The sequence below is a fragment of the Streptomyces sp. NPDC008079 genome, from assembly GCF_042957385.1.
Lineage (GTDB): Bacteria > Actinomycetota > Actinomycetes > Streptomycetales > Streptomycetaceae > Actinacidiphila.
This window is the reverse complement of the sequence record NZ_JBIBIC010000007.1, coordinates 64,371-83,237: the sequence shown is the minus strand read 5'-3', so window position 1 is coordinate 83,237 and position 18,867 is coordinate 64,371. Positions and strand designations below refer to the sequence as shown.

Here is an 18,867-nt window from a genome sequence, read left to right as displayed (position 1 = left end):
GGCTCAGCCCGCCCGCGGTCCGGACTCGTCGCGGCCGTCGCGGCCGTCGTCGCCGGGCTCGATCGCCTTCCTCGGCTCGGCGGCCTCGATCTGTCCGGCGGCCGTGTCCTCGTCCCCGTCGTCCAGACCGTCCAGCCGTACGCGGGAGAGCTTGTCCGGGTTGGTGACCAGATAGATGTCGGTGACCTGGTCGTTGCTCGGATTGAGGTCCATGACCATGACCGCGTAGGGGGAGTCGCCGGAGAAGACCACGGCGGACGGGTCGCCGTTGACGTGCCGGTAGCGGATGTCGAGGGCTTCCGGCAGCCGGCTGGTGGCGTAACCGTTCAGCAGCCGGGCGACCTTGTCGCGGCCGGTGACCGGGCGCAGCGCGGAGCGGACCTTGCCGCCGCCGTCGGTCCACATCGTCACGTCCGGCGCGAGCAGGCTCATCAGGTCGGCGATGTCGCCGCCGAGCGCGGCGGCCACGAAGCGCTCGGTGACCTGCTGCTGGAGGTGCGGGTCGGCCTGGTAGCGGGGCCGCCTGGCCTGGACGTGTTCGCGGGCCCGGTGCGCGAGTTGGCGAATCGCGGACGGGCTGCGGCCGAGAATTTCGGAGATCTCGGTATGCGCGTAACCGAACACCTCGTGCAACACGAACACCGCGCGTTCCAGCGGAGTCAGCGTCTCCAGAATGACCAACAGTGCCATGGACACGGATTCGTTGCGCAGCGCGGATTCCGCGGCGTCCGTCGCCTGCGCCGCCTGCGGGGTGTTCCGCGCTTCCGGAATCTGCGTGATCAACGGCTCGGGCAGCCAGGGCCCGATGTACGTCTCGCGGCGGCGGCTGATCGTGGCCTGCCGGGCGAGCGCCTGGTTGACCGCGATCCGCACCAGGTACGCGCGCGGGTTGTCGATCTCCTCGGCGTGCGGCTGGCGGACTCTCCGCGCCCAGGCCAGCCAGGTCTCCTGAAGGACGTCCTCGGTGTCCGAGACGCTGCCGAGCAGGTTGTAGACCACCGAGAACAGTAACTCCCGATGACCCACGAACACCCGTGTGGCGGTGTCGTCGGGCAGCTCCGCCGGGTTGTCGGACATGGTGGGCCTCCCAGTGTGACGCGCGCTCCTGTCACCTGAGATGAAGGGCCCCCGTCCGAGTGTGACATCGGCCGGTAAAGATGTTGCGCTATTACCGACCGCTGTCGTTTTTCTTCTCTCTTTTCTCCGTTCTTTTTCCCCGTGCGAGTCCCTCAAAGAAGGAGCACAGTCATGTCCGTTAAGCGGCGGCTGGCGCGCGTGAACAAGTATTTCGGCAATCGGATCGTCGGCCGGATCCTCCCCGCCATGCCGGGGTTCGGCGCGGTCTACCACAAGGGCCGCAAGTCCGGCCGGGAGTACCGCACGCCGGTCAAGGTCTTCAAGAAGAACGGCCACTTCATCCTGTCCCTCCCGTACGGCGCGGAGTCCGACTGGGTCAAGAACGTGGTGGCCGCGGGCGGTTGTGAGATCAAGACCCGCGGCAAGCGCGTCCCGGTGGTCGCGCCGCAGGTGTACATCGACGACAACCCCGACATCCCCGCCGTGCTGCGCTGGGCGCTCCAGCGGCTGCGCATCGACGAGTTCATCTCGCTGAAGATCGTCGAGACCACGGCGCAGACCGGGACCGGGGTCACGGCCGAGCGCGTCTGAGCACGATCGGTGAAGACGCGTGAGGAGGAGTGATCGCGCATGCCCGCACCGAATTGGCGCGCCTTCGGCCGGGCCGCCGCCCGGTTCTGCGGGGACCGGCTGCTGCGCGCCCTGATCTCGCTGGGCTCGACGACCGTCGGCGTCTCGTCGTCCGAGTGGTGGCGCGGGCGCGGCGAGCACTGGTGGGAGGGCGCGGCGCCCACCGAGGGCTCAGGCCCGCGCGCGGTCGCCGCGGCGGCCCGTCGCAGGCCCGGCGGCCTCGACGATCCCGGCGTGCTGCGCAAGCTGCGGGCGCTGCGCGGCAGCCAGGACCTGCCGGGTCCCGGCGACCCGTACGACGGCTGCCTGGACGCGGCGCCGCGCTGGCACCCGGAGCGCCGCGCGGCCGGCGGCAGGTGAGGTGAGGACGGCCGGCGGCCTGTGAGGTCGGGTGAGGTGAGGACGACCGGCGGCCGGCCGTCGGCCCGTCAGCGGTCGGCGAGTTCGTCGGTCGCCTCACGTCCCGCCCGCGCCGCGCGGGACAGGAAGTCGGCGATCAGCACCAGTTCGGCGTCGTCGTAGTCCGCGCAGATCACGTCCATCGACTTGTTGAGCCCGGCGAACATCTCGGCCGTCTCGGTCTCGCGCTCCTTGATGACCTGGACGAGGACCGCCCGCCGGTCGCTGGGGTTGGGCGTACGGACCACCCAGCCGCCGCGCTCCAGCCGGTCGAGCACGCCGGTCAGCGTGGCCGGGTGCAGGCCCGCGTGCTTCGACAGCGCGGTCGGTCCGATCGGCCCGAAGCGGCTGACCAGGTCCAGGCACTCCAAGTCGGCGTCGCGCAGGCCGAGATGAGTGCCGACCCGATGGTTCAGCAACGCCATTTGGACGGAGAGATCGCGCAGCGCGTCCTTGATCCTCGTGTTCAGTCGCCTCCGCCGCCGTATTGTCGACGCGGCTCCGGGCAGTGTGGAATCCATACGCAACGTTCCTCGCATCGATAGCACGCGGAGATATGAAACTACCCCAACCCCCGATTCGGTCCGCTGGTCGACCGCTGGAGCCTTCGGCCCCGGTCGGGCGGCGAATATCGGCGGGGTTCAGGCGGACACCCTCTCACAGGTCCTTTACAAACTCGTAGGGCTCTCCCCGAATCCTCCGCGCCTCGCGCGGTGCCCGTTGCCGGTAGCAGGCGTGCGCCTCCCGGCAACCGTGGGCTCGTGCCCCAATGTGGCCGGATCGAGCCCCCTGTCGCTCGTCACCCTCCGTGCTCACATCGCCCGCCAACACCACCGGTCCCGCCCGTATCGCGCGCCGAGCGCCCTCTCAACACCCCTTCTGGGCAGGCAAGTTGCTAGGTGCATAAGGCAACCGAGCGGGAGATGGGTAGTTTTGTCGGACATTGGACAACCTCCACAGGCCACTCACAACTTCTCACTATCTGTTGTTCATTTTCTCCTCAGGTGAACAGTGTCATTCGGCCATGGAGGCCCCGTTCACTCCTCGCAACGCGACGCCATTCGGCGCGCGGGAGCGCTGGGGGGAGAACGACACGTGACATCCACACAAGTGGTGTCCCGCACGCCCGAGTCGGTCGGGGGCGACGACGCCCCCCGGCGGCTGCGGGCGGCCAAGGGGATCGGGGACCGGATATTCCGCGGGCAGCTCACGGCCGCCGGTGTCGCCGTACTGGCGATCATGGCGGCGGTCGGCCTGTTCCTGCTGCTACGGGCGAGCCAGGCGCTGCGGGTACGCGGCTTCGCGTTCCTGACCACCGCGCAGTGGCAGCCCGACGTCCACAACTTCGGCATCGCCGCCGTCCTCACCGGGACCGTGCTGATCGCCGCCGTGGCCGTCTGCTTCGCGCTGCCGCTCGCGGTCGGCACCGCGCTGTTCATCTCGGAGATCGCGCCGCGCCGGGTGCGCCGCACCCTGGTCGCGATGGTCGACCTGATGGCCGCCGTGCCGTCCGTCGTCTACGGCCTGTGGGGCCTGTTCTTCTTCCAGGGCCATGTGATCGGCCTGTCCCGCTGGCTGTCCACCTGGTTCCACTGGGTGCCCTTCCTGCGCGTGGACGGCGTCGAGCCGGGCGAACCCCTCTCCTCCGCCAGCGTGTACACCGCCTCCACCTTCATCGCCGGAATCGTCGTCGCGATGATGGTGGCCCCCATCATGTGCTCGGTCATGCGCGAGGTCTTCGCGCAGGCCCCGGCCGGTGAGCGGGAGGGCGCCTACGCGCTCGGCTCCACCCGCTGGGGCATGATCCGCTCGGTGGTGCTGCCGTACGGCCTGGGCGGCGTGATCGGCGGCACGATGCTGGGGCTCGGCCGGGCGCTGGGCGAGACCATCGCGGTCTACCTGATCATCTCCCCGGTCTTCCAGATCCAGCCCCACATCCTCCAGACCGGCTCGAACTCCGTCTCCTCGCTGATCGCCCTGCACTACGGCGACTCCTCGGACTTCGGCATGTCGGCGCTGATGGCCGCGGGCCTGGCCCTCTTCCTGCTCACCCTGGTCGTCAACTTCACCGCGTCCACGATCGTCGCGCGGTCCCGCTCCGGCTCGCTGAGCGAGGGGTGACGACATGACGGACCTTCTGGCCGAGCCCGCCACCGCCGCCACGCACGCCGCCGCAGCCGCCGCCACAACGGCCGCCGCCGCGCCCGCCACCACCGTCGTCGTACGGCAGCCGGCCGACGCCCCGGACGCCGCGCAGCGGCGGCGCGCCCTGGGCGGCGTCGCCCGCGGCGCGGTGCTCAACGTCCTCGGCGCCGCCGCCACCGGCCTGTGCACCGCCCTCCTCCTCTTCGGCCGACTGGCCCCGCTCTCCGGCCCGCTGGGCTTCGCGGCCGTCACCTACCTGGTCTTCCTCGCCGCGTACGCCCTGCTGTGCTCGCTGGAGCACGACGGACCCGCGGTCCGCGACCGGCTCATGACCGTCGTGCTCTGGTCCGCCGCGGGACTGCTGTTCTCGGCCCTGGTCCTCGTCGTCGGCTTCACGCTGTGGCGGGGGCGCGAGGCGCTGCCGCACGGCAACTTCTTCACGCAGGACATGCAGCTCGCGGGCCCGCTCGACCCGATCACGGTCGGCGGCATCACCCACGCGATGCTCGGCAGCCTGATCATGATCGCCATCGCCCTGGCCGTCACCATCCCGCTGGGCATCGCCTGCGCGGTCTACCTCAACCAGACCCGCGGCCGGTTCGCGCGCTTCGTGCGGACCATCGTCGAGGCGATGACCGCCCTGCCCTCCATCGTGGCCGGGCTGTTCATCTACGCCACCTGGATCCTGATCCTGCACTTCCCCAAGTCCGGTCTCGCGGCCGGACTCGCGATCAGCGTGATGATGCTGCCGATCATCATCCGGGCCTCGGACGTCGTCCTGCGCCTGGTCCCCGGCAATCTCACCGAGGCCGCGGAAGCGCTCGGCGCCCCCCGCTGGCGCACCGTCTGGCACGTGGTGCTGCCCACCGCGCGCTCCGGGCTCGCCACCGCCGTCATCCTCGGCACCGCGCGCGGCATCGGCGAGACCTCGCCCGTCCTGCTCACCGCCGGATACGCCACCGCGGTCAACGCCGACCCCACCAACGGCCCGATGCTGTCGCTGCCGCTGGCCGTGTTCACCTTCGTCAAATCCCCGGAACCGGCCATGGTGGCCCGCGGATTCGGCGCGGCGGCCGTGCTGATGCTGCTGGTCCTGGTGCTCTTCACCATCGCCCGGCTGATCGGCGGGCGCGGCCCCGGCCAGCTCTCCAAGCGCCAGGGCCGCCGCGCCGCCCGCGCCTCCCGCCGCGACGTCGAGCGCTTCGACGACCTGCGCGCCCCCCGCCCCTCGCTGTTCGCTCCCGCCGCAGACCCGGCCGGATCCCCGCTTCCCGGAGAGAACTCCTGATGCCCCGCCGCACCTCAGCCCCGGCCGCCCTGCTCATGGCCCTGCTCGCCCTGCTGGTCACCTCGGTGTTCGGCCCCGGCGTCCAGCGCGCCGCCGCGGCCGACAGCTACGTCCCGCTGTCCGGCGCCGGATCGACCTGGGCGTTCAACGCCGTCGACCAGTGGCGGCGCAACGTCAAGCAGTACGGCATGGAGATCCAGTACGCGCAGACCGGCTCCTCCGACGGCCGGCACCAGTTCCTCAACGGGACGGTGGACTTCGCGGTCTCCGACATCCCCTTCCAGACCAACCCCACCGACGGCTCCGCGCCCGAGCACCCGACCAACGGCAGTTACGCGTACATGCCGATCGTGGCCGGCGGCACGGTGTTCATGTACAACCTCAAGGTCAACGGGAAGCGGCTGACCAATCTGCGGCTGTCCGGCGAGAACGTCACCAAGATCTTCACCGGCGCCATCACCAACTGGTCCGACCCGGCCATCGCCGCCGACAACCCCGGCCTGCGACTGCCCGCCAAGAAGATCGTGCCGGTGGTCCGCTCCGACGGCTCGGGCTCCAGCGCCCAGTTCACGCTGTGGATGGCCAAGCAGCACACCGCGCTGTGGAACACCTACTGCGCCAAGGTGGGCCGCGCGGGCGCCTGCGGCTCGACGTCCTACTACCCGCCGGTGCCCGGCATGATCTCCCAGGCGGGCGACCTCGGCGTGGCGGGCTACGTCGCCCAGGACTACGGCGACGGCGCGATCGGCTACGTCAACTACTCCTACGCCAAGAACGCGCACTTCCCCGTCGCGAAGGTGCTCAACCACGCGGGCTACTACACCGAGCCGACGCCCGCCAACGTCGCGGTCTCGCTGGTCAAGGCGCGGATCAACACCGAGAAGAACTCGCCCGACTACCTCACCCAGGACCTCAGCGGCGTCTACACCGACACCGACAAGCGCAACTATCCGCTGTCCAGCTACTCGTACATGATCCTGCCGCTCAAGGTGCAGGGGCAGTTCACCCAGGCCAAGGGCACCACGCTGGCGGCCTTCTCGTACTACTTCATGTGCCAGGGCCAGCAGTACGCGCCCAAGCTCGGCTACTCGCCGCTGCCGATCAACCTGGTGCAGGCGGGCTTCGACCAGATCCGCCGCATCCCGGGCGCGCAGACCCAGACGATCAACGTCAAGGGCTGCCACAACCCGACCTTCAGCACCGACGGCACCAACACCCTGGCCAAGTCGGCGCCCTTCCCGCAGGACTGCGACAAGCAGGGCGCCGCGCCCTGCACCACCGGCAGCGGCGGCGCGTCCACCGGCGGCTCCGGCGGATCGTCCGGCGGCTCCAACGGCGGCGGTACGAGCGGCGGTTCGGGCAGCGGCACGGGCGGTTCGGGCAACGGCGGTACGGGCGGCGGCGGTTCGGGCGGCGGCTCCGGCGGTACGGGGAACGGCGGCACCGGCGGCTCGGGCAGTGGGGGCGGCGGCAACAGCTCGGGCGCCGTCGACCCGGACACCGGCCTGCCCGTCGACGCGTCCAACGGCGGCTCCCCGGACGGCGGTTCGTCCGGCGGCGGCTCAGGCGACGGCGGTGCGAACGGCGGCGGCAACGGCAATCAGGTCGTGCTCGCGCAGCCGGTCGCCGTCGGCGGCCACAACGGCTGGGGCGGCACCCAGACCCTGATGCTCCTCGCGGCGCTGCTCGTCGTCGGGCTGGTCCTGGCACCGGCAGCCACCTCCCGCGCCCTGAACGGCCGCAAGGCCCCGGCCGACCGCACCGCCTCGACCGACCGCAAGGAGGACACGCCGTGACGACCCCGCGACAGTCCCTCGGCCGCCGGCTCGTCCGGCGCCTGCTCACCGGCGCCCTGCTCGGCGCCGTCCTCGGCGCGGCGGCGGCCCAGGCGGCCCCCGCCCTGCTGACCGACCTGCGGCCGGTCGCCGCGCAGTCGGCCGCGTCGGTGCGGGCGGCCCAGTCGAGCCCTTCCGCCCAGTCGTCCGCCGTGACCGTCTCCGGCCGCGGCGAATTCGCCGACATGCGCTTCCGCGTCAGCCAGACCCGCGACCTCGCCAACCAGGCGATCAGCGTGTCCTGGACCGGCGGGGTGCCCACCACCTTCGCCGGCACCCAGTTCAACACCGACTTCGTCCAGATCATGCAGTGCTGGGGCGAGGACGACGGCGCCGTCCCCGGCAACCCCGGACCGCCGCGCACCCAGTGCCAGTTCGGCGCGTCGCCCACCACCGGCCGTAACACCTGGCCCGGCAACCAGGCGGACGACACCCGGCAGGTCTCGTACAGCGCGGACCCCGGCAGCTACGGCGAGGACGACAAGTACGGCGCGGGCCGCCCGTTCGGCCGCGGCGAGGTGCCGTTCAAGTCCATCGACGGCACCGTCGTCACCAGCGACACCCAGAACAACCGCTTCTACAGCTACAACACCACCAACGAGATCGACTTCGGCCGCACCGGGGCCGACGGCACCGGGCAGGAGTACGTCGAGGCGCAGACCAAGGAGGAGGCCCCGCACCTGGGCTGCGGCGCCCCGGTCAAGCACCCCGACGGCAGCGTCACCGGCCGGTCCTGCTGGCTGGTGATCGTCCCGCAGGGCCACCTGGACCTGGACGGCAAGCCCTACCAGGACCGCACCCAGGTCAACGCGGGCTCCCCGGTGTCCTCCACGAACTGGCGCAACCGCATCGCGGTCCGGCTCGACTTCCAGCCGGTCGGCGCGACCTGCGCGATGGGCGCGCGGGAAGTCGACACCACCGGCAGCGAGTTGGTCTCCGACGCGATGGGGAGCTGGCAGGCCAAGCTCTGCGGCACCGGCACGGTCTTCGGCTACACCACCGTCGGCGACTCCGAGGCGCGCGGCCAGCTCACCGACTCCGGCGACAGCCTGGTCTTCACCACCCTGCCGGTCACCGGCGAGACCCGGCCCGCCGACACCATCACCTACGCGCCGGTCGCGCTGTCCGCCGCCGTGATCGGCTTCAGCATCGAGCGCCAGCCCCGCTCCGACGCGCCCGCCGACGTCAGGAAACGCGCGGGCACCCGGGTCGGCTCACTCGACCTCACCCCGCGGCTGGTCGCCAAACTGCTCACCGAGTCGTACCGCAACTCGCCCTGGGGCGCGGTCCGTACGACATACGACGACGGCGGACCCCGGCTGACCGCGGCCAAGGGCTACGACTGGGCGCTGCACAATCCGGGCGGACTGCTCACCGACCCCGAATTCCTCGCGTACAACAAGGAGTTCGCGGACCTGTCGGTCGCCTCCAACCCGAGCACCGACACCGACCTGATCACCGCCTTCGGCCACAGCGACCTGGCCAGGCAGGTGTGGACGTGGGTGCTGGCCGACCGGCAGGCCCGGCAGTTCCTCGCGGGAGTGCCGGACGACTGGGGGATGCGCGTCAACCCCTTCTTCAGCTCCAACGGCGACCTCAACCCCACCGGTTACGCCTTCTCCGCCGACCGCGACGACTTCCCCAAGAACGACAACTGGGAGACCGTCCCGCCCGGCAGCGGCGCCCCGGACAGCCAGAAGCAGAAGATGACGGACTTCCACCCGTACGTGGACGACCTCTACACCGGCGCGCTGCGCACCCGCCGCGGCGACCAGCTCTGGAAGTCCAACTGGGACCCGCTGGCCACCCCGCCGGTCTGGAAGACGCCGGGCCCGCAGGTCGCCGGGCAGCGCTTCATGCTGACCATCACCGACGCGGCCTCCGCCGCCCGCTTCGGCCTCCAGACCGCCCGGCTGCGCAACCCCGCGGGCGAGTTCACCGCACCGACCAGGGCCGCCCTGGTGGCCGCCGCCGACAAGGCGAAGGCCGCCGACGGCGTACGGCGGATCGACCCGACCGCGAACGCCAAGGGCGTCTACCCGCTGAGCATGCTGGTCTACGGCGCAGCCCGCCCGGCCGAACTGGCGCCCACCGCCCGCAAGCAGTACGCGGACCTGCTGCGGTACGCCTCGGGCGGCGGCCAGGTGCCCGGCACCGCCCCCGGCACGCTGCCGGTCGGCTACGCGCCGCTGCCGTCCGCGCTGCGGGCCGAGGCGGCCACGGCCGCGACCGCCCTGGAGACCTGGAAGCCGGCCCCCGGCCCCGGCGGCTCCGGCGCCCCGCAGACCGAACCGGGCGCCGCGGACGGCGGCACCGGCTCCGGCGGCGGCACGGGCGGTGACGGCGGCGGCAGCGGTACGGCCGGCGGCTCCGACGGCGGGAGCGGGAGCGCGGACGGCGGCACCGGCGGCCACACCGCCCCCGGCGGCAAGCCCGGCGCGTCGCCCAGTCCCACCGCCGCGACCGGTTCCCCGGCGACCGTGCCGGTCGCGGGCGGCATCACGCCCTCCGACCCCGGTTCCGCGCTGCGCTTCGCGGTGCCGATCGGGGCCGGCCTCGGGCTGCTTGCCGCGCTGGGAGCGCCCTTCGCCGCCGGTACCCGGCTGCCGCTGCGCCTGAGCCTGCCCGGCGGACGCTCCCTCACCATCCCGCGGCCGACCGTCCCCGCCCGGCTGCGCGGCTTGCGCCCGCCACGTCGGCGACCGGGCGGCTGAACCGGCCCGCGCCCGCCACGTCGGCGACCGGGCGGCTGATCCGGCCCGCGCGCCGGGCCACCCACCAGACACGTCGTTCGCCCCGAGTCTCAGTCGGGGCGAACGACGGGCTCCACCCTGCCAGACCGGCCATCCGGCTCCGGCGGGTCCCCACCCGTCACGCAGTACGAGTCCCCGATCAGGAGACAGAGATATGCGCACCAAGCGCCCCATCGCCACGATCGCGGCGGTCATGACCGCGGCCATCGCGGCCGGTACCCTCACGGTCGCCGCACCGGCCTTCGCCGACCCCGCGCCCGGCACCTTCGGCACGTACGTGGGCGTCGGCTCCGACACGACGCAGGACGTGCTGAACGCGCTGGCCAGCACGGCGCTGCCGGACGTCGCGTCGTACGACGCCACGGGCTCGGCCACCATCAAGACCCGTGCGAACGGCGTGACCTTCACCCGTCCGAACGGCTCGGGCGCGGGACAGAAGGCGCTCAGCGCCTCGCTGATCGGGGACACCGACCCGGGCGGCACCGTGAACATCGCGGGCCAGGTGGACTTCGCGCGCTCCTCCGGCGCCCCCTCCACCGCGGGCACCACCCTCACGTACATCCCGTTCGGCCGGGACGCGGTCGGTTACGTCGCCAAGGGCGACTTCCTGAAGAACCTGACGCGCACCCAGCTCAACGAGATCTACTCCGGCACGGTCACCACGGTCGCGGGCCACCCCGTGCGGCCGTTCATCCCGCAGTCGAGCTCCGGCACGCGGAAGTTCTTCCTGAGCGCCATCGGCGTCGTCAACCTCGGCAGCAACGTCAAGGGCACCGACGACAACGGCAAGACGGTCGAGGAGAACCAGGCCAACGGCGTCATCCTCAAGGACGGCGACCTCGTCCCCTTCTCCGCCGCGAGCTGGATCGCGCAGAACAACCACACCGCCCCCGACCGCAGCACCGCCGCCGCGCAGAACGGCGCCTTCATCGGCGCCCTCGACCTCGGCGCGGGCACCCCGGTCAGCCCCGTGGTCAAGGGCGCGGACGACAAGCTGTCCCCGTTCGGCGGCTACTACGACGACCCGACCTTCGGCCGCGACGTCTACAACGTGGTGCCCACCCGCGCCATCGACACCTCCAGCGCCTTCTTCGACAAGGGCCTGTACGACACCTTTGTGAGCGCCGGCGCGCACAAGGCGGCCATCGCGTCCGACGTGGCCGAGAAGACCATCGCCGCGTTCGGCTTCCAGAACGAGCCCTACAACGGCAGCATCGACACCTCCGTCCGCGGCCACGCCAAGGCGGGCGGCCTGGAGACCAACAGCTCCTCGCTGATCAAGCCCGCCGCGGTCGGCGCGCTGGCCGCCACCGCCCCGGCCCCGCGCCAGCTCACGCTGAGCTGGACCGCGCCCGCCGACCCGGCGCTGCCGGTCACCGACTACCGCGTGCGGATCACCGACAGCGCGGGCGACGTCGCCTTCAGCACCGACCTCAAGGCCCCGGCCACCTCGGTGACCGCGCCCCTGGCCCCCGGCGCGTACACCGCCGAGGTCTACGCCTCCAACCTGGTCGGCGACGGCCCGAGCGTGACGGTGGCCGGTACGGTCAGCGAGGTCCCGAAGGGTGCCTCGAAGATCACCCCCGCCGTCTCCCCGGCGAGCGTCCCGTACGGCACCGCCGCCAAGCTCGCCGTCGCCGTCAGCGGCCCGTCCGCCGCCACCGGCAAGGTCACCGTCAAGGACGGCGCGGCCACCCTCGGCACGCTGACCCTGGACGCGGCGGGGAAGGCGTCGCTGACGCTCCCCAAGACCCTCGCGGTCGGCGCCCACACCCTGTCCCTGTCCTACGCCGGTGACAGCAGGCTCAACGCCTCCGCCGCCACCGCCAAGGTCACCGTGACCAAGGCCGCCGCCCGCGTCGCCGTCGGCGTCTCCCCGGCGAAGCCGGCCTACGGCACCTCCGGCCGGCTCTCCGTCGCCGTGACCGGCCCGGCCACCGCCACCGGCAAGGTCACCGTCAAGGACGGCAAGACCACGCTCGGCACGGTCGGCCTGGACAAGACCGGCCGCGCGTGGCTGACGCTGCCCAGGACGCTGAAGGTCGGCACGCACACCCTGTCCCTGTCCTACGGCGGTGACAGCAGGCTTAACACCGCCGCCGCCACCTACAAGGTCACGGTCGTCAAGGCCGCGCCGCGCATCGCGACGAAGGCCCCGGCCGGCGTCAAGACCTCGGCCCGCGGCAAGGTGACCGTCGCCGTCACCGCCAACGGCGTCACCCCCACCGGCTTCGTCCGGATCTACGACGGCAAGAAGGTCGTCGGCACCGCCACCCTGAAGAACGGCAAGGCCGTCGTCACGCTGGCCAAGCTCACCAAGAAGGGCAAGCACGTCCTGACGCTGCGGTACTCGGGTTCGGCCACCGTGAACACCGGCAGCAAGTCGTTCGCCGTCACCGCGAAGTGACCCCGGCTCCCGCCCCGGCGGACGGCACCCGTCCGCCGGGGCGGGAGACCCGCGCACGGGTGCCGCGCGCACGGGTGGCCGCCGCCCGCTTCCGGTATCGCCGGGTGCGCCCTGTCGCGTGAACCGCCGTGACCCCATGGACCTTTCGCCCCGCACACCACCGTCCAGCCCCGCACGCTCCCATCCGCTGCGCACGCCCCCATCCAGCCCCGTACACCCCCATCCAGCCCTGGACATCCCGAGGAGGCAGGCCGCCGTGACGGTCACCGACCAGACTCCGCCGCGGGCGGCGCGTTCCGCCGAGGCACCGGCCGAGCAGCCCGAGGAGGTGACGCGGGCCGAGACGCCCGGCGGCGCGCCCGCCGAGGAGCCCGCCGCGGTCGCCGCCCCGGCCCCCCGGCCCCGGCGGCCCGCCGCCCGTCAGCTCGCCGCAGGCGCGCTGCTCGCGCTCGCCGTGCTGCTGCTCGGCCTGGCCGCCAACCTCGTCGTACTCAGCGGGTTGCAGCACAGGTCCGCGCAGCAGGACCGGTTCGACGCGCTGCGCGCCAGCCTCGCCGAAGGCACCGTGCCGGTCGGCCAGACCGACGAGCGGGGCCGGCTGCTCGCGCCCGGCACACCGCTCGCGCTGCTGGAGATCCCCCGGCTGCACCTGCGCGAGGTGGTGGCGGAGGGAACCTCGGCCGACGTGCTCACCGGCGGCGTCGGCCACCGCCGCGACACCCCGCTGCCCGGCCAGTCCGGCAGCAGCGTGCTGATGGGCAGGGCGGCGGCGTACGGCGGACCGTTCGGCGCGCTCGACCGGCTGCGGCCGGGCGACACCTTCACCGTCACCACAGGACAGGGCCGCCACCGGTTCCGGGTGCTCGACGCCCGCCGCGCGGGCGACCCGGCCCCGGCGCAGCCCGCCGCGGGAGGCGGCCGGCTGGTGCTGGTCACCGCCGACGGCCCCGCGTATCTGCCCAGCGGCGCGCTGCGCGTGGACGCCGACCTGGTGTCGAAGACCGCCGACACCCCCGACGCCGTCATCCGGCCCGGCTCCGTCCCGGCCGACGAGCAGCCGATGGGCACCTCCACCAGCGAGTTGTGGAAGCTCGTGATGTGGCTCCAGGCGCTGCTCGCGGCGTCCGTCGCGGCCGTGTGGGCCTGGCACCGCTGGGGCCGCCACCAGACGTGGATCGTCTTCCTGCCGCTGACCGCCGTCGTCGGCTTCCAGGTCGCCGACCAGGTCACCGGCCTGCTCCCCAACCTCCTCTGACCCGCCCACCGTCCGCCCCGTACTGCCCGAGGTGCCCGCCGTGACCGACATCGCCACCCCCGAAGAGACCACCGTCGCCCTGCCCGCGACCATCCCGCCCGAGACCGCCGTGCCGCGCGGACCGGGCGCCGCCACCCTGGACGCGCGGGGCATCTCCGCCTGGTTCGGCACGCACAAGGTCCTCGACCGGGTCTCGCTGACCATGCCCGCCGGCCGCGTGACCGCCCTGATCGGCCCGTCCGGCTGCGGAAAGTCCACCTTCCTGCGGACCCTGAACCGGATGCACGAGATGATCCCCGGCGCCGCCATGGGCGGCGAGGTCCTGCTCGACGGCGACGACATCTACGCGGCGGGCCGCCCGCTCACCGAGGCCCGGCGGCACATCGGCATGGTCTTCCAGAAGCCGAACCCGTTCCCCGCCATGAGCATCTACGACAACGTGCTGGCCGGACTGCGGCTGACCGGCACCCGCGCCTCGCGGCAGACCAAGGACCTGCTGGTCGAGGAGTGCCTGTCGCGCGCGGGCCTGTGGAAGGAGGTCAGGGACCGGCTGCGGCAGCCCGGCGGCGCCCTGTCCGGCGGCCAGCAGCAACGGCTGTGCATCGCCCGCTCGCTGGCGATCCGCCCCCGCGTGCTCCTGATGGACGAGCCCTGCTCCGCCCTCGACCCGACGTCCACGCGCCGCGTCGAGGAGACCATCAGGGAACTGGCCGACGAGGTCACCGTCGTCATCGTCACCCACAACATGCAGCAGGCCGCCCGCGTCTCCCAGAACACCGCCTTCTTCCTCGCCGAACAGGGCACTCCCGGCGGCATCGTCGAACACGGCCCCACCGAGGCGATGTTCGCCAACCCCCAGGACACCCGCACCGCCGACTACGTCAACGGCCGCTTCGGCTGACCGACCGCGCCGCCCTCGTCGTCACACGCGTCCCGGACCGGATGTTCGCCGCCGTCCCGACGGGCCTGACGCGGTCGCGGGTGACGTGCGCGACCGAACAGCCGCAGTCGCCGGGCGTGCCGACGCCGGTCCGCCCAGCCGCGGGGGCAGCTGGGCGGACCCACGCGTCACGACACGGGGACGTAGACGACCTTGTTCTCGACGAACTCCTTCAGCCCCTCGATCCCGAACTCCGCACCGATACCGGATTCCTTGATCCCGCCGAAGGGCACGTCGGGAAAGCCCCCGACGTGGGTGTTGATCCACACGGTGCCGCTGTCGAGCCTCGCGGCGACCTCGGCCGCGGCCTCGATGTCCGGTCCCCAGACGGAGTTGCCGAGCCCGTAGCCGGTGTCGTTGGCCCGGGCCACCGCCTCGTCGAGATCGGCGTAGCGCAGAAGCGCGCGCACCGGGCCGAAGGTCTCGTCCCGCACCAGGGGACTGTCATCGCTGATGTCGCGGACCACGGTCGGCGGGACGAAGTAGCCGGGACGCGGGTCCACCGCCCCGCCGGCGATGACCGTGCCGTCCTTGTGGGCCAGTTCGAGATATTCCTTGACCCGCTCGAACTGGGCGGCGTTCTGCACGGGACCGAACGCGGGATCGGCCTCGGGGTCGAGGCTGTGACGCAGCTCCTTGGACGTCGCGAGCTCCGCGAAGATCTCGGCGAACCGCTCGTACATCGCGTCGGGGACGAAGATCCGCTTGATGCCCACGCACAGTTGCCCGGCGTAGGAGAACGTCCAGGTGAAGATCTCGGGTGCCACCTTCTCCACGTCGGAGTCGGGCATGATGATCGCCGAGTCGTTTCCGCCGAGCTCCAGCACCACTCGTTTGATCGTCGTGGCCGAGGCTTCCAGGACCTTGCGCCCGGCCGCTGTCGAGCCCGTGAACGACACCATGCCGACGTCCGGGTGGTTGGCCAGCGCGGGGCCGACGCTCTTGTCGGGGCTGTTGTCGCCGAGGATGTTCACGACACCCGCAGGCACGATCTCCCGCAGCAACTCGCCCAGGTACAGGGCGTGCAGAGGCGAGGTCGGCGCGGTCTTGAGGACGGCCGTGTTGCCCGCGAGGATGGCCGGCACGACCTTGTACAGGCTCTGGAAGAGCGGCATGTTCCACGGGACGATCGCGGCGACGACACCGATCGGCTGGTAGTGGCGCTCCACCCTCCATTGCGCGTCCGAGTGCACCACGTCGGGCGAGAGGTCGAGTTCGGCGAAGTGACGGACCCACCTGAGCGTCCAGTCCAGATCCAGCTCACGCAGCATCGGCAGGGGCTTGCCCAGTTCGAGCGCCAGGATGCGCAAGAATTCGTCGTAGTGCTCCTCGACCGCGTCGGCGATCCTCCGTACGACCTCGGCGCGTTCGGCGAACGGCGTCGCGCGCCAGGCCGGGAAGGCGGTCTTCGCGGCCTTGACCGCGAGCTCGAGCTGGTCCTCGTCGGCGGCCGCGGCGGTGGCGATCACCTCCCCGTTCCCGGGGTCGATGATCTGCGAGGCGGCGGCTCCGGGCACCAGCTCGCCGCCGATCAGGTGGGCGAACGTGTGGTGAAGGAGGTTCGTCTCGTTCGAAGGGAAAAGCATCGTTGCTCCTTCTCTGATGGATGTTGCGGTTCCTCGCGGGGTCACGACGTCTCGCTCGGCTCAAGGCGGGACGAAGGCTGCTTGCCGGTGTCCCCGGAGCGCAGCCGGAGCCCGACCGCGGCGACACCGGTCAGGAGAACGGCAGCGATGGACAGGGACGCGGCCAGGGAGCCGGTGGCCTTCCAGGCGGCGCTGACGAGCGCGAAACCCACCGCGTTGGCCACCTGCGTGGTGGTGAGCAGGACACCCGACGCGGCGCCCTCGTCCCCTTCCCGTACACGGGCGAGTACGGAGGCGATGATCGCCGGGTAGGCGAAGCCCATCCCCGCGCCGAAGCCCGCCGTCATCAGCGCGATGACGACCGCTCCCGCTCCGGCAAGCGCGGCGCAGATCGCGGCGACGAGGCTGGCGAACATGACCAGTGAGCCCCACAGCATCGCCGGGGGACCGGTGGGGGCACCGGGCCGACGGGCCGCGAGAGTCGTCGCCATGTACGCCACGCCGAGCGGAAGGTACGCCAGCCCCGCTCCGAGCGCGCCGATCCCGAGCCCCTCCTGCAGGTACAAGGTCATTCCCAGCAAAGTCGCGCTGTTGCCCACGTAGAACGCCACGGTGGCGACGAGCCCGAGCCGGATCGACCTCTGTCGCAGGAGCTGCCTCGACAGCAGCGGAGCGGCGGCCCGGCGCTCAACTCCGGGCATCGCCGTCGCGATCACGGCACCCGCGCCGAGCAGCACCCACGCGATCCAGGGCCAGCCGTGGTCGGGCCCGAGGCCGAGGCCCAGCAGCAACGGGATCAATGCGCCGGCCAGTACGCCGCCGCCGAGCACGTCGACCGGCACCGGCTCGGGCGCGCGCGTCTCCGGGATCGCCCTGGTGACGAGAAGCAGCGCGGCAAGGCCGATCGGCACATTGATCGCGAAGAGCGCACGCCAGCCCACGCCGGCGATGTCGACGGCCAGCAGCCCGCCGCCGATCAGCTGACCGAGCGTCGCGGCAGCGCCGAGCACCGTCGTATAGGCCAGCACCGCACGGCGACGCGGCTCGCCCTCGTACACCGCCTGGATCGTGGCGAGCACCTGGGCCAGCATCACCGCGGCCGCGAAGCCTTGAAACGCGCGCATGGCGACGAGCACCAGGAGGCTGGGAGCGAGTGCGCAGCCCAGGGAGAAGAGCGTGAAGGCCGCCATCCCGATGCCGAACATCAGGCGCCGGCCGAACCGGTCTCCCAGCCGCCCGCCGATCACCAGCGCCGCTCCGTAGGTCACGACGTAGATCGAGAGAACGAGCTGCGTGTCGGCAGTCGAGGCTTTCAGGTCCTCGGCGATCGACGGAACACCGACGATCACGATGAAAGAGTCCAGGAATCCCATGAAGGTTCCGGTCAGCAAGACCGGCAGGGCCAACCGATGAGATGTCATGTTTGGCCTTCGCTTTCCGTCCTGAGACTGGCGATCGCGCCTTCTCGGGCACGTGAGATCCCGCCGCCTGGCCATCGGACCCCGCGGATCACGAACCACCGAGGAACGGCAGGTCGGCGGGGTGATCCGCGGGTCCGATGTCCGCTGTGACGACGTCGCCGTCGAGACTGAGTCGCGGGTCTCGGATTACGGCTACGACGCGACGTCGCGCGCGGGTGGGACGACCGCGGCCAGGCGGGTCAACGACCCCTCGAGCTCGTCGGCGGAGACCATCGGCAGGCGGGGCACCACTGCCGGGTCGGTGACCGCTGCCCAGTCGTAGGTCTGGGTCACCTCGGTGTGGCCCTCGCCGGTCGGGGCGAGCTTCCAGGTGAAGCGGTGACCTTGCGGGCGCTGCCCCGGGTGGCCGGGCGCCCAGGCGATGACACGGTCCTCGGTGAAGGCCACGACGTGGTTCTCGGTCCGGTAGTCACCGAGCTCGCTGTGCATGGCCATGACGAAAGTGTCACCGACGGCGTCCAGCGGGCGGGAGGTTTCGGCGTGCCTGAGGCGGCCGGTGGCGTCGAATTCGACGTGGCGCCGGGGGTCGCGCAGCACCGCGAAGATCTGTTCGGCCGGGGCGTGCAGCACTCGGGAGACGGTGGTGTGGGTCGGACCGCCGTCCGTGGTGACCGGGTCCGGGTAGAACCGGGCCCATGCGATCCGTCCGTCGCGGACGGTGAGGATTACCGGGCCGCGCAGTACGACCGTCGCCCCGGTCGGGGCGGTGCCCCGCATCTCCCATTCCGACCACGATTCGTCGCCGTTCTGCGCATGGCGCAGGACCTCGGCCCGTATGTCGGGCAAGCCGGCCAGGATCTTCGTCCAGTTCGCGGCGACCTGGTCGGAGCCGACGAACCCCTCGGCCGGTCGCAGCGGTCGTTCGGCCACGTAGTCGTCGGTGAAGCAGTCGGCGATCCGCTCCGGCACGTGGGAGTTGATCGCTTCGCGTAGTGCGTGGAGGGCCTGGGGGAGCATGCGGCGATCTCCTAGTTCTGGTTCGCTCTGTCACCGTCGAGCATGGAGGTCCGGGGTGCCGCCGGGCGACCTGACACCGCCCGGACACTGCCCGGACGGCGTCCCGGCCCTGAC

Annotated in this window: 14 protein-coding genes; 9 read left to right on the top strand and 5 right to left on the bottom strand. The window is 71.9% G+C overall.

The window, feature by feature from the left end; genetic code table 11:
• Positions 1–3: 3 nt before the first annotated feature.
• Positions 4–1,077, bottom strand: a complete 1,074-nt coding sequence (sigJ, locus tag ACFZAM_RS17120) for an RNA polymerase sigma factor SigJ (RefSeq protein ID WP_355337098.1) — start codon at positions 1,075–1,077, stop codon at positions 4–6.
• Between the two features lie 171 nt (positions 1,078–1,248).
• Between sigJ and ACFZAM_RS17115 the strand changes: the two genes are divergently transcribed.
• Both ACFZAM_RS17115 and ACFZAM_RS17110 read left to right on the top strand, forming a co-directional pair.
• Positions 1,249–1,668 (top strand): nitroreductase family deazaflavin-dependent oxidoreductase, encoded by a 420-nt coding sequence (locus ACFZAM_RS17115; RefSeq protein WP_355337100.1) that lies wholly within the window; start codon positions 1,249–1,251, stop codon positions 1,666–1,668.
• A gap of 39 nt (positions 1,669–1,707) precedes the next feature.
• On the top strand, positions 1,708–2,067 hold the full coding sequence (locus ACFZAM_RS17110; RefSeq protein WP_391046820.1) for a hypothetical protein: 360 nt from the start codon (positions 1,708–1,710) through the stop codon (positions 2,065–2,067).
• A gap of 68 nt (positions 2,068–2,135) precedes the next feature.
• Here the strand turns inward: ACFZAM_RS17110 and ACFZAM_RS17105 are convergent, their stop codons facing one another.
• The gene (locus ACFZAM_RS17105; RefSeq protein WP_355337104.1) at positions 2,136–2,627 is read right to left on the bottom strand and encodes a MarR family transcriptional regulator; all 492 of its coding nucleotides are present in this window, start codon (positions 2,625–2,627) and stop codon (positions 2,136–2,138) included.
• Between the two features lie 574 nt (positions 2,628–3,201).
• On the opposite strand from ACFZAM_RS17105, the gene pstC reads away from it, so the two are divergent.
• From pstC to ACFZAM_RS17070, 7 genes are all read left to right on the top strand, one after another.
• A complete protein-coding gene (gene pstC, locus ACFZAM_RS17100) occupies positions 3,202–4,227 on the top strand; it encodes a phosphate ABC transporter permease subunit PstC (protein WP_355337106.1) in 1,026 nt (341 codons plus the stop codon).
• A gap of 4 nt (positions 4,228–4,231) precedes the next feature.
• Complete coding sequence (pstA, locus tag ACFZAM_RS17095) at positions 4,232–5,539, top strand: phosphate ABC transporter permease PstA (protein ID WP_391046816.1); 1,308 nt, start codon at positions 4,232–4,234, stop codon at positions 5,537–5,539.
• Positions 5,539–7,335, top strand: a complete 1,797-nt coding sequence (locus ACFZAM_RS17090) for a substrate-binding domain-containing protein (protein ID WP_391046813.1) — start codon at positions 5,539–5,541, stop codon at positions 7,333–7,335. The genes pstA and ACFZAM_RS17090 overlap by 1 nt, the downstream gene beginning before the upstream one ends.
• On the top strand, positions 7,332–10,088 hold the full coding sequence (locus ACFZAM_RS17085; RefSeq protein WP_391046810.1) for a hypothetical protein: 2,757 nt from the start codon (positions 7,332–7,334) through the stop codon (positions 10,086–10,088). Before ACFZAM_RS17090 ends, ACFZAM_RS17085 begins: the two co-directional genes overlap by 4 nt.
• Before the next feature lie 193 nt (positions 10,089–10,281).
• Positions 10,282–12,534 (top strand): Ig-like domain repeat protein, encoded by a 2,253-nt coding sequence (locus ACFZAM_RS17080; protein ID WP_391046808.1) that lies wholly within the window; start codon positions 10,282–10,284, stop codon positions 12,532–12,534.
• Positions 12,535–12,790: 256 nt separating this feature from the next.
• Complete coding sequence (locus ACFZAM_RS17075) at positions 12,791–13,789, top strand: sortase domain-bontaining protein (RefSeq protein WP_391046806.1); 999 nt, start codon at positions 12,791–12,793, stop codon at positions 13,787–13,789.
• Between the two features lie 109 nt (positions 13,790–13,898).
• A complete protein-coding gene (locus ACFZAM_RS17070) occupies positions 13,899–14,690 on the top strand; it encodes an ATP-binding cassette domain-containing protein (protein WP_391047183.1) in 792 nt (263 codons plus the stop codon).
• 167 nt (positions 14,691–14,857) lie between these two features.
• Here the strand turns inward: ACFZAM_RS17070 and ACFZAM_RS17065 are convergent, their stop codons facing one another.
• From ACFZAM_RS17065 to ACFZAM_RS17055, 3 genes are all read right to left on the bottom strand, one after another.
• Positions 14,858–16,315 (bottom strand): aldehyde dehydrogenase family protein, encoded by a 1,458-nt coding sequence (locus tag ACFZAM_RS17065; protein WP_391046804.1) that lies wholly within the window; start codon positions 16,313–16,315, stop codon positions 14,858–14,860.
• Positions 16,316–16,356: 41 nt separating this feature from the next.
• Entirely contained in the window at positions 16,357–17,706 is a 1,350-nt protein-coding gene (locus ACFZAM_RS17060; protein WP_391046802.1) for an MFS transporter, read from the bottom strand.
• A gap of 222 nt (positions 17,707–17,928) precedes the next feature.
• Positions 17,929–18,753: a nuclear transport factor 2 family protein gene (locus tag ACFZAM_RS17055; protein ID WP_391046800.1), complete on the bottom strand. Its 825-nt coding sequence runs from the start codon at positions 18,751–18,753 to the stop codon at positions 17,929–17,931.
• Positions 18,754–18,867 lie beyond the last annotated feature (114 nt).

Coding starts and splice junctions, on each gene's coding strand:
- ACFZAM_RS17115 (WP_355337100.1), top strand. CDS start 1,249: ATGTCCGTTAAGCGGCGGCTGGCGCGCGTGAACAAGTATTTCGGCAAT.
- ACFZAM_RS17065 (WP_391046804.1), bottom strand. CDS start 16,315: ATGCTTTTCCCTTCGAACGAGACGAACCTCCTTCACCACACGTTCGCC.
- ACFZAM_RS17055 (WP_391046800.1), bottom strand. CDS start 18,753: ATGCTCCCCCAGGCCCTCCACGCACTACGCGAAGCGATCAACTCCCAC.
- ACFZAM_RS17080 (WP_391046808.1), top strand. CDS start 10,282: ATGCGCACCAAGCGCCCCATCGCCACGATCGCGGCGGTCATGACCGCG.
- ACFZAM_RS17090 (WP_391046813.1), top strand. CDS start 5,539: ATGCCCCGCCGCACCTCAGCCCCGGCCGCCCTGCTCATGGCCCTGCTC.
- pstA (WP_391046816.1), top strand. CDS start 4,232: ATGACGGACCTTCTGGCCGAGCCCGCCACCGCCGCCACGCACGCCGCC.
- ACFZAM_RS17110 (WP_391046820.1), top strand. CDS start 1,708: ATGCCCGCACCGAATTGGCGCGCCTTCGGCCGGGCCGCCGCCCGGTTC.
- ACFZAM_RS17105 (WP_355337104.1), bottom strand. CDS start 2,627: ATGGATTCCACACTGCCCGGAGCCGCGTCGACAATACGGCGGCGGAGG.
- sigJ (WP_355337098.1), bottom strand. CDS start 1,077: ATGTCCGACAACCCGGCGGAGCTGCCCGACGACACCGCCACACGGGTG.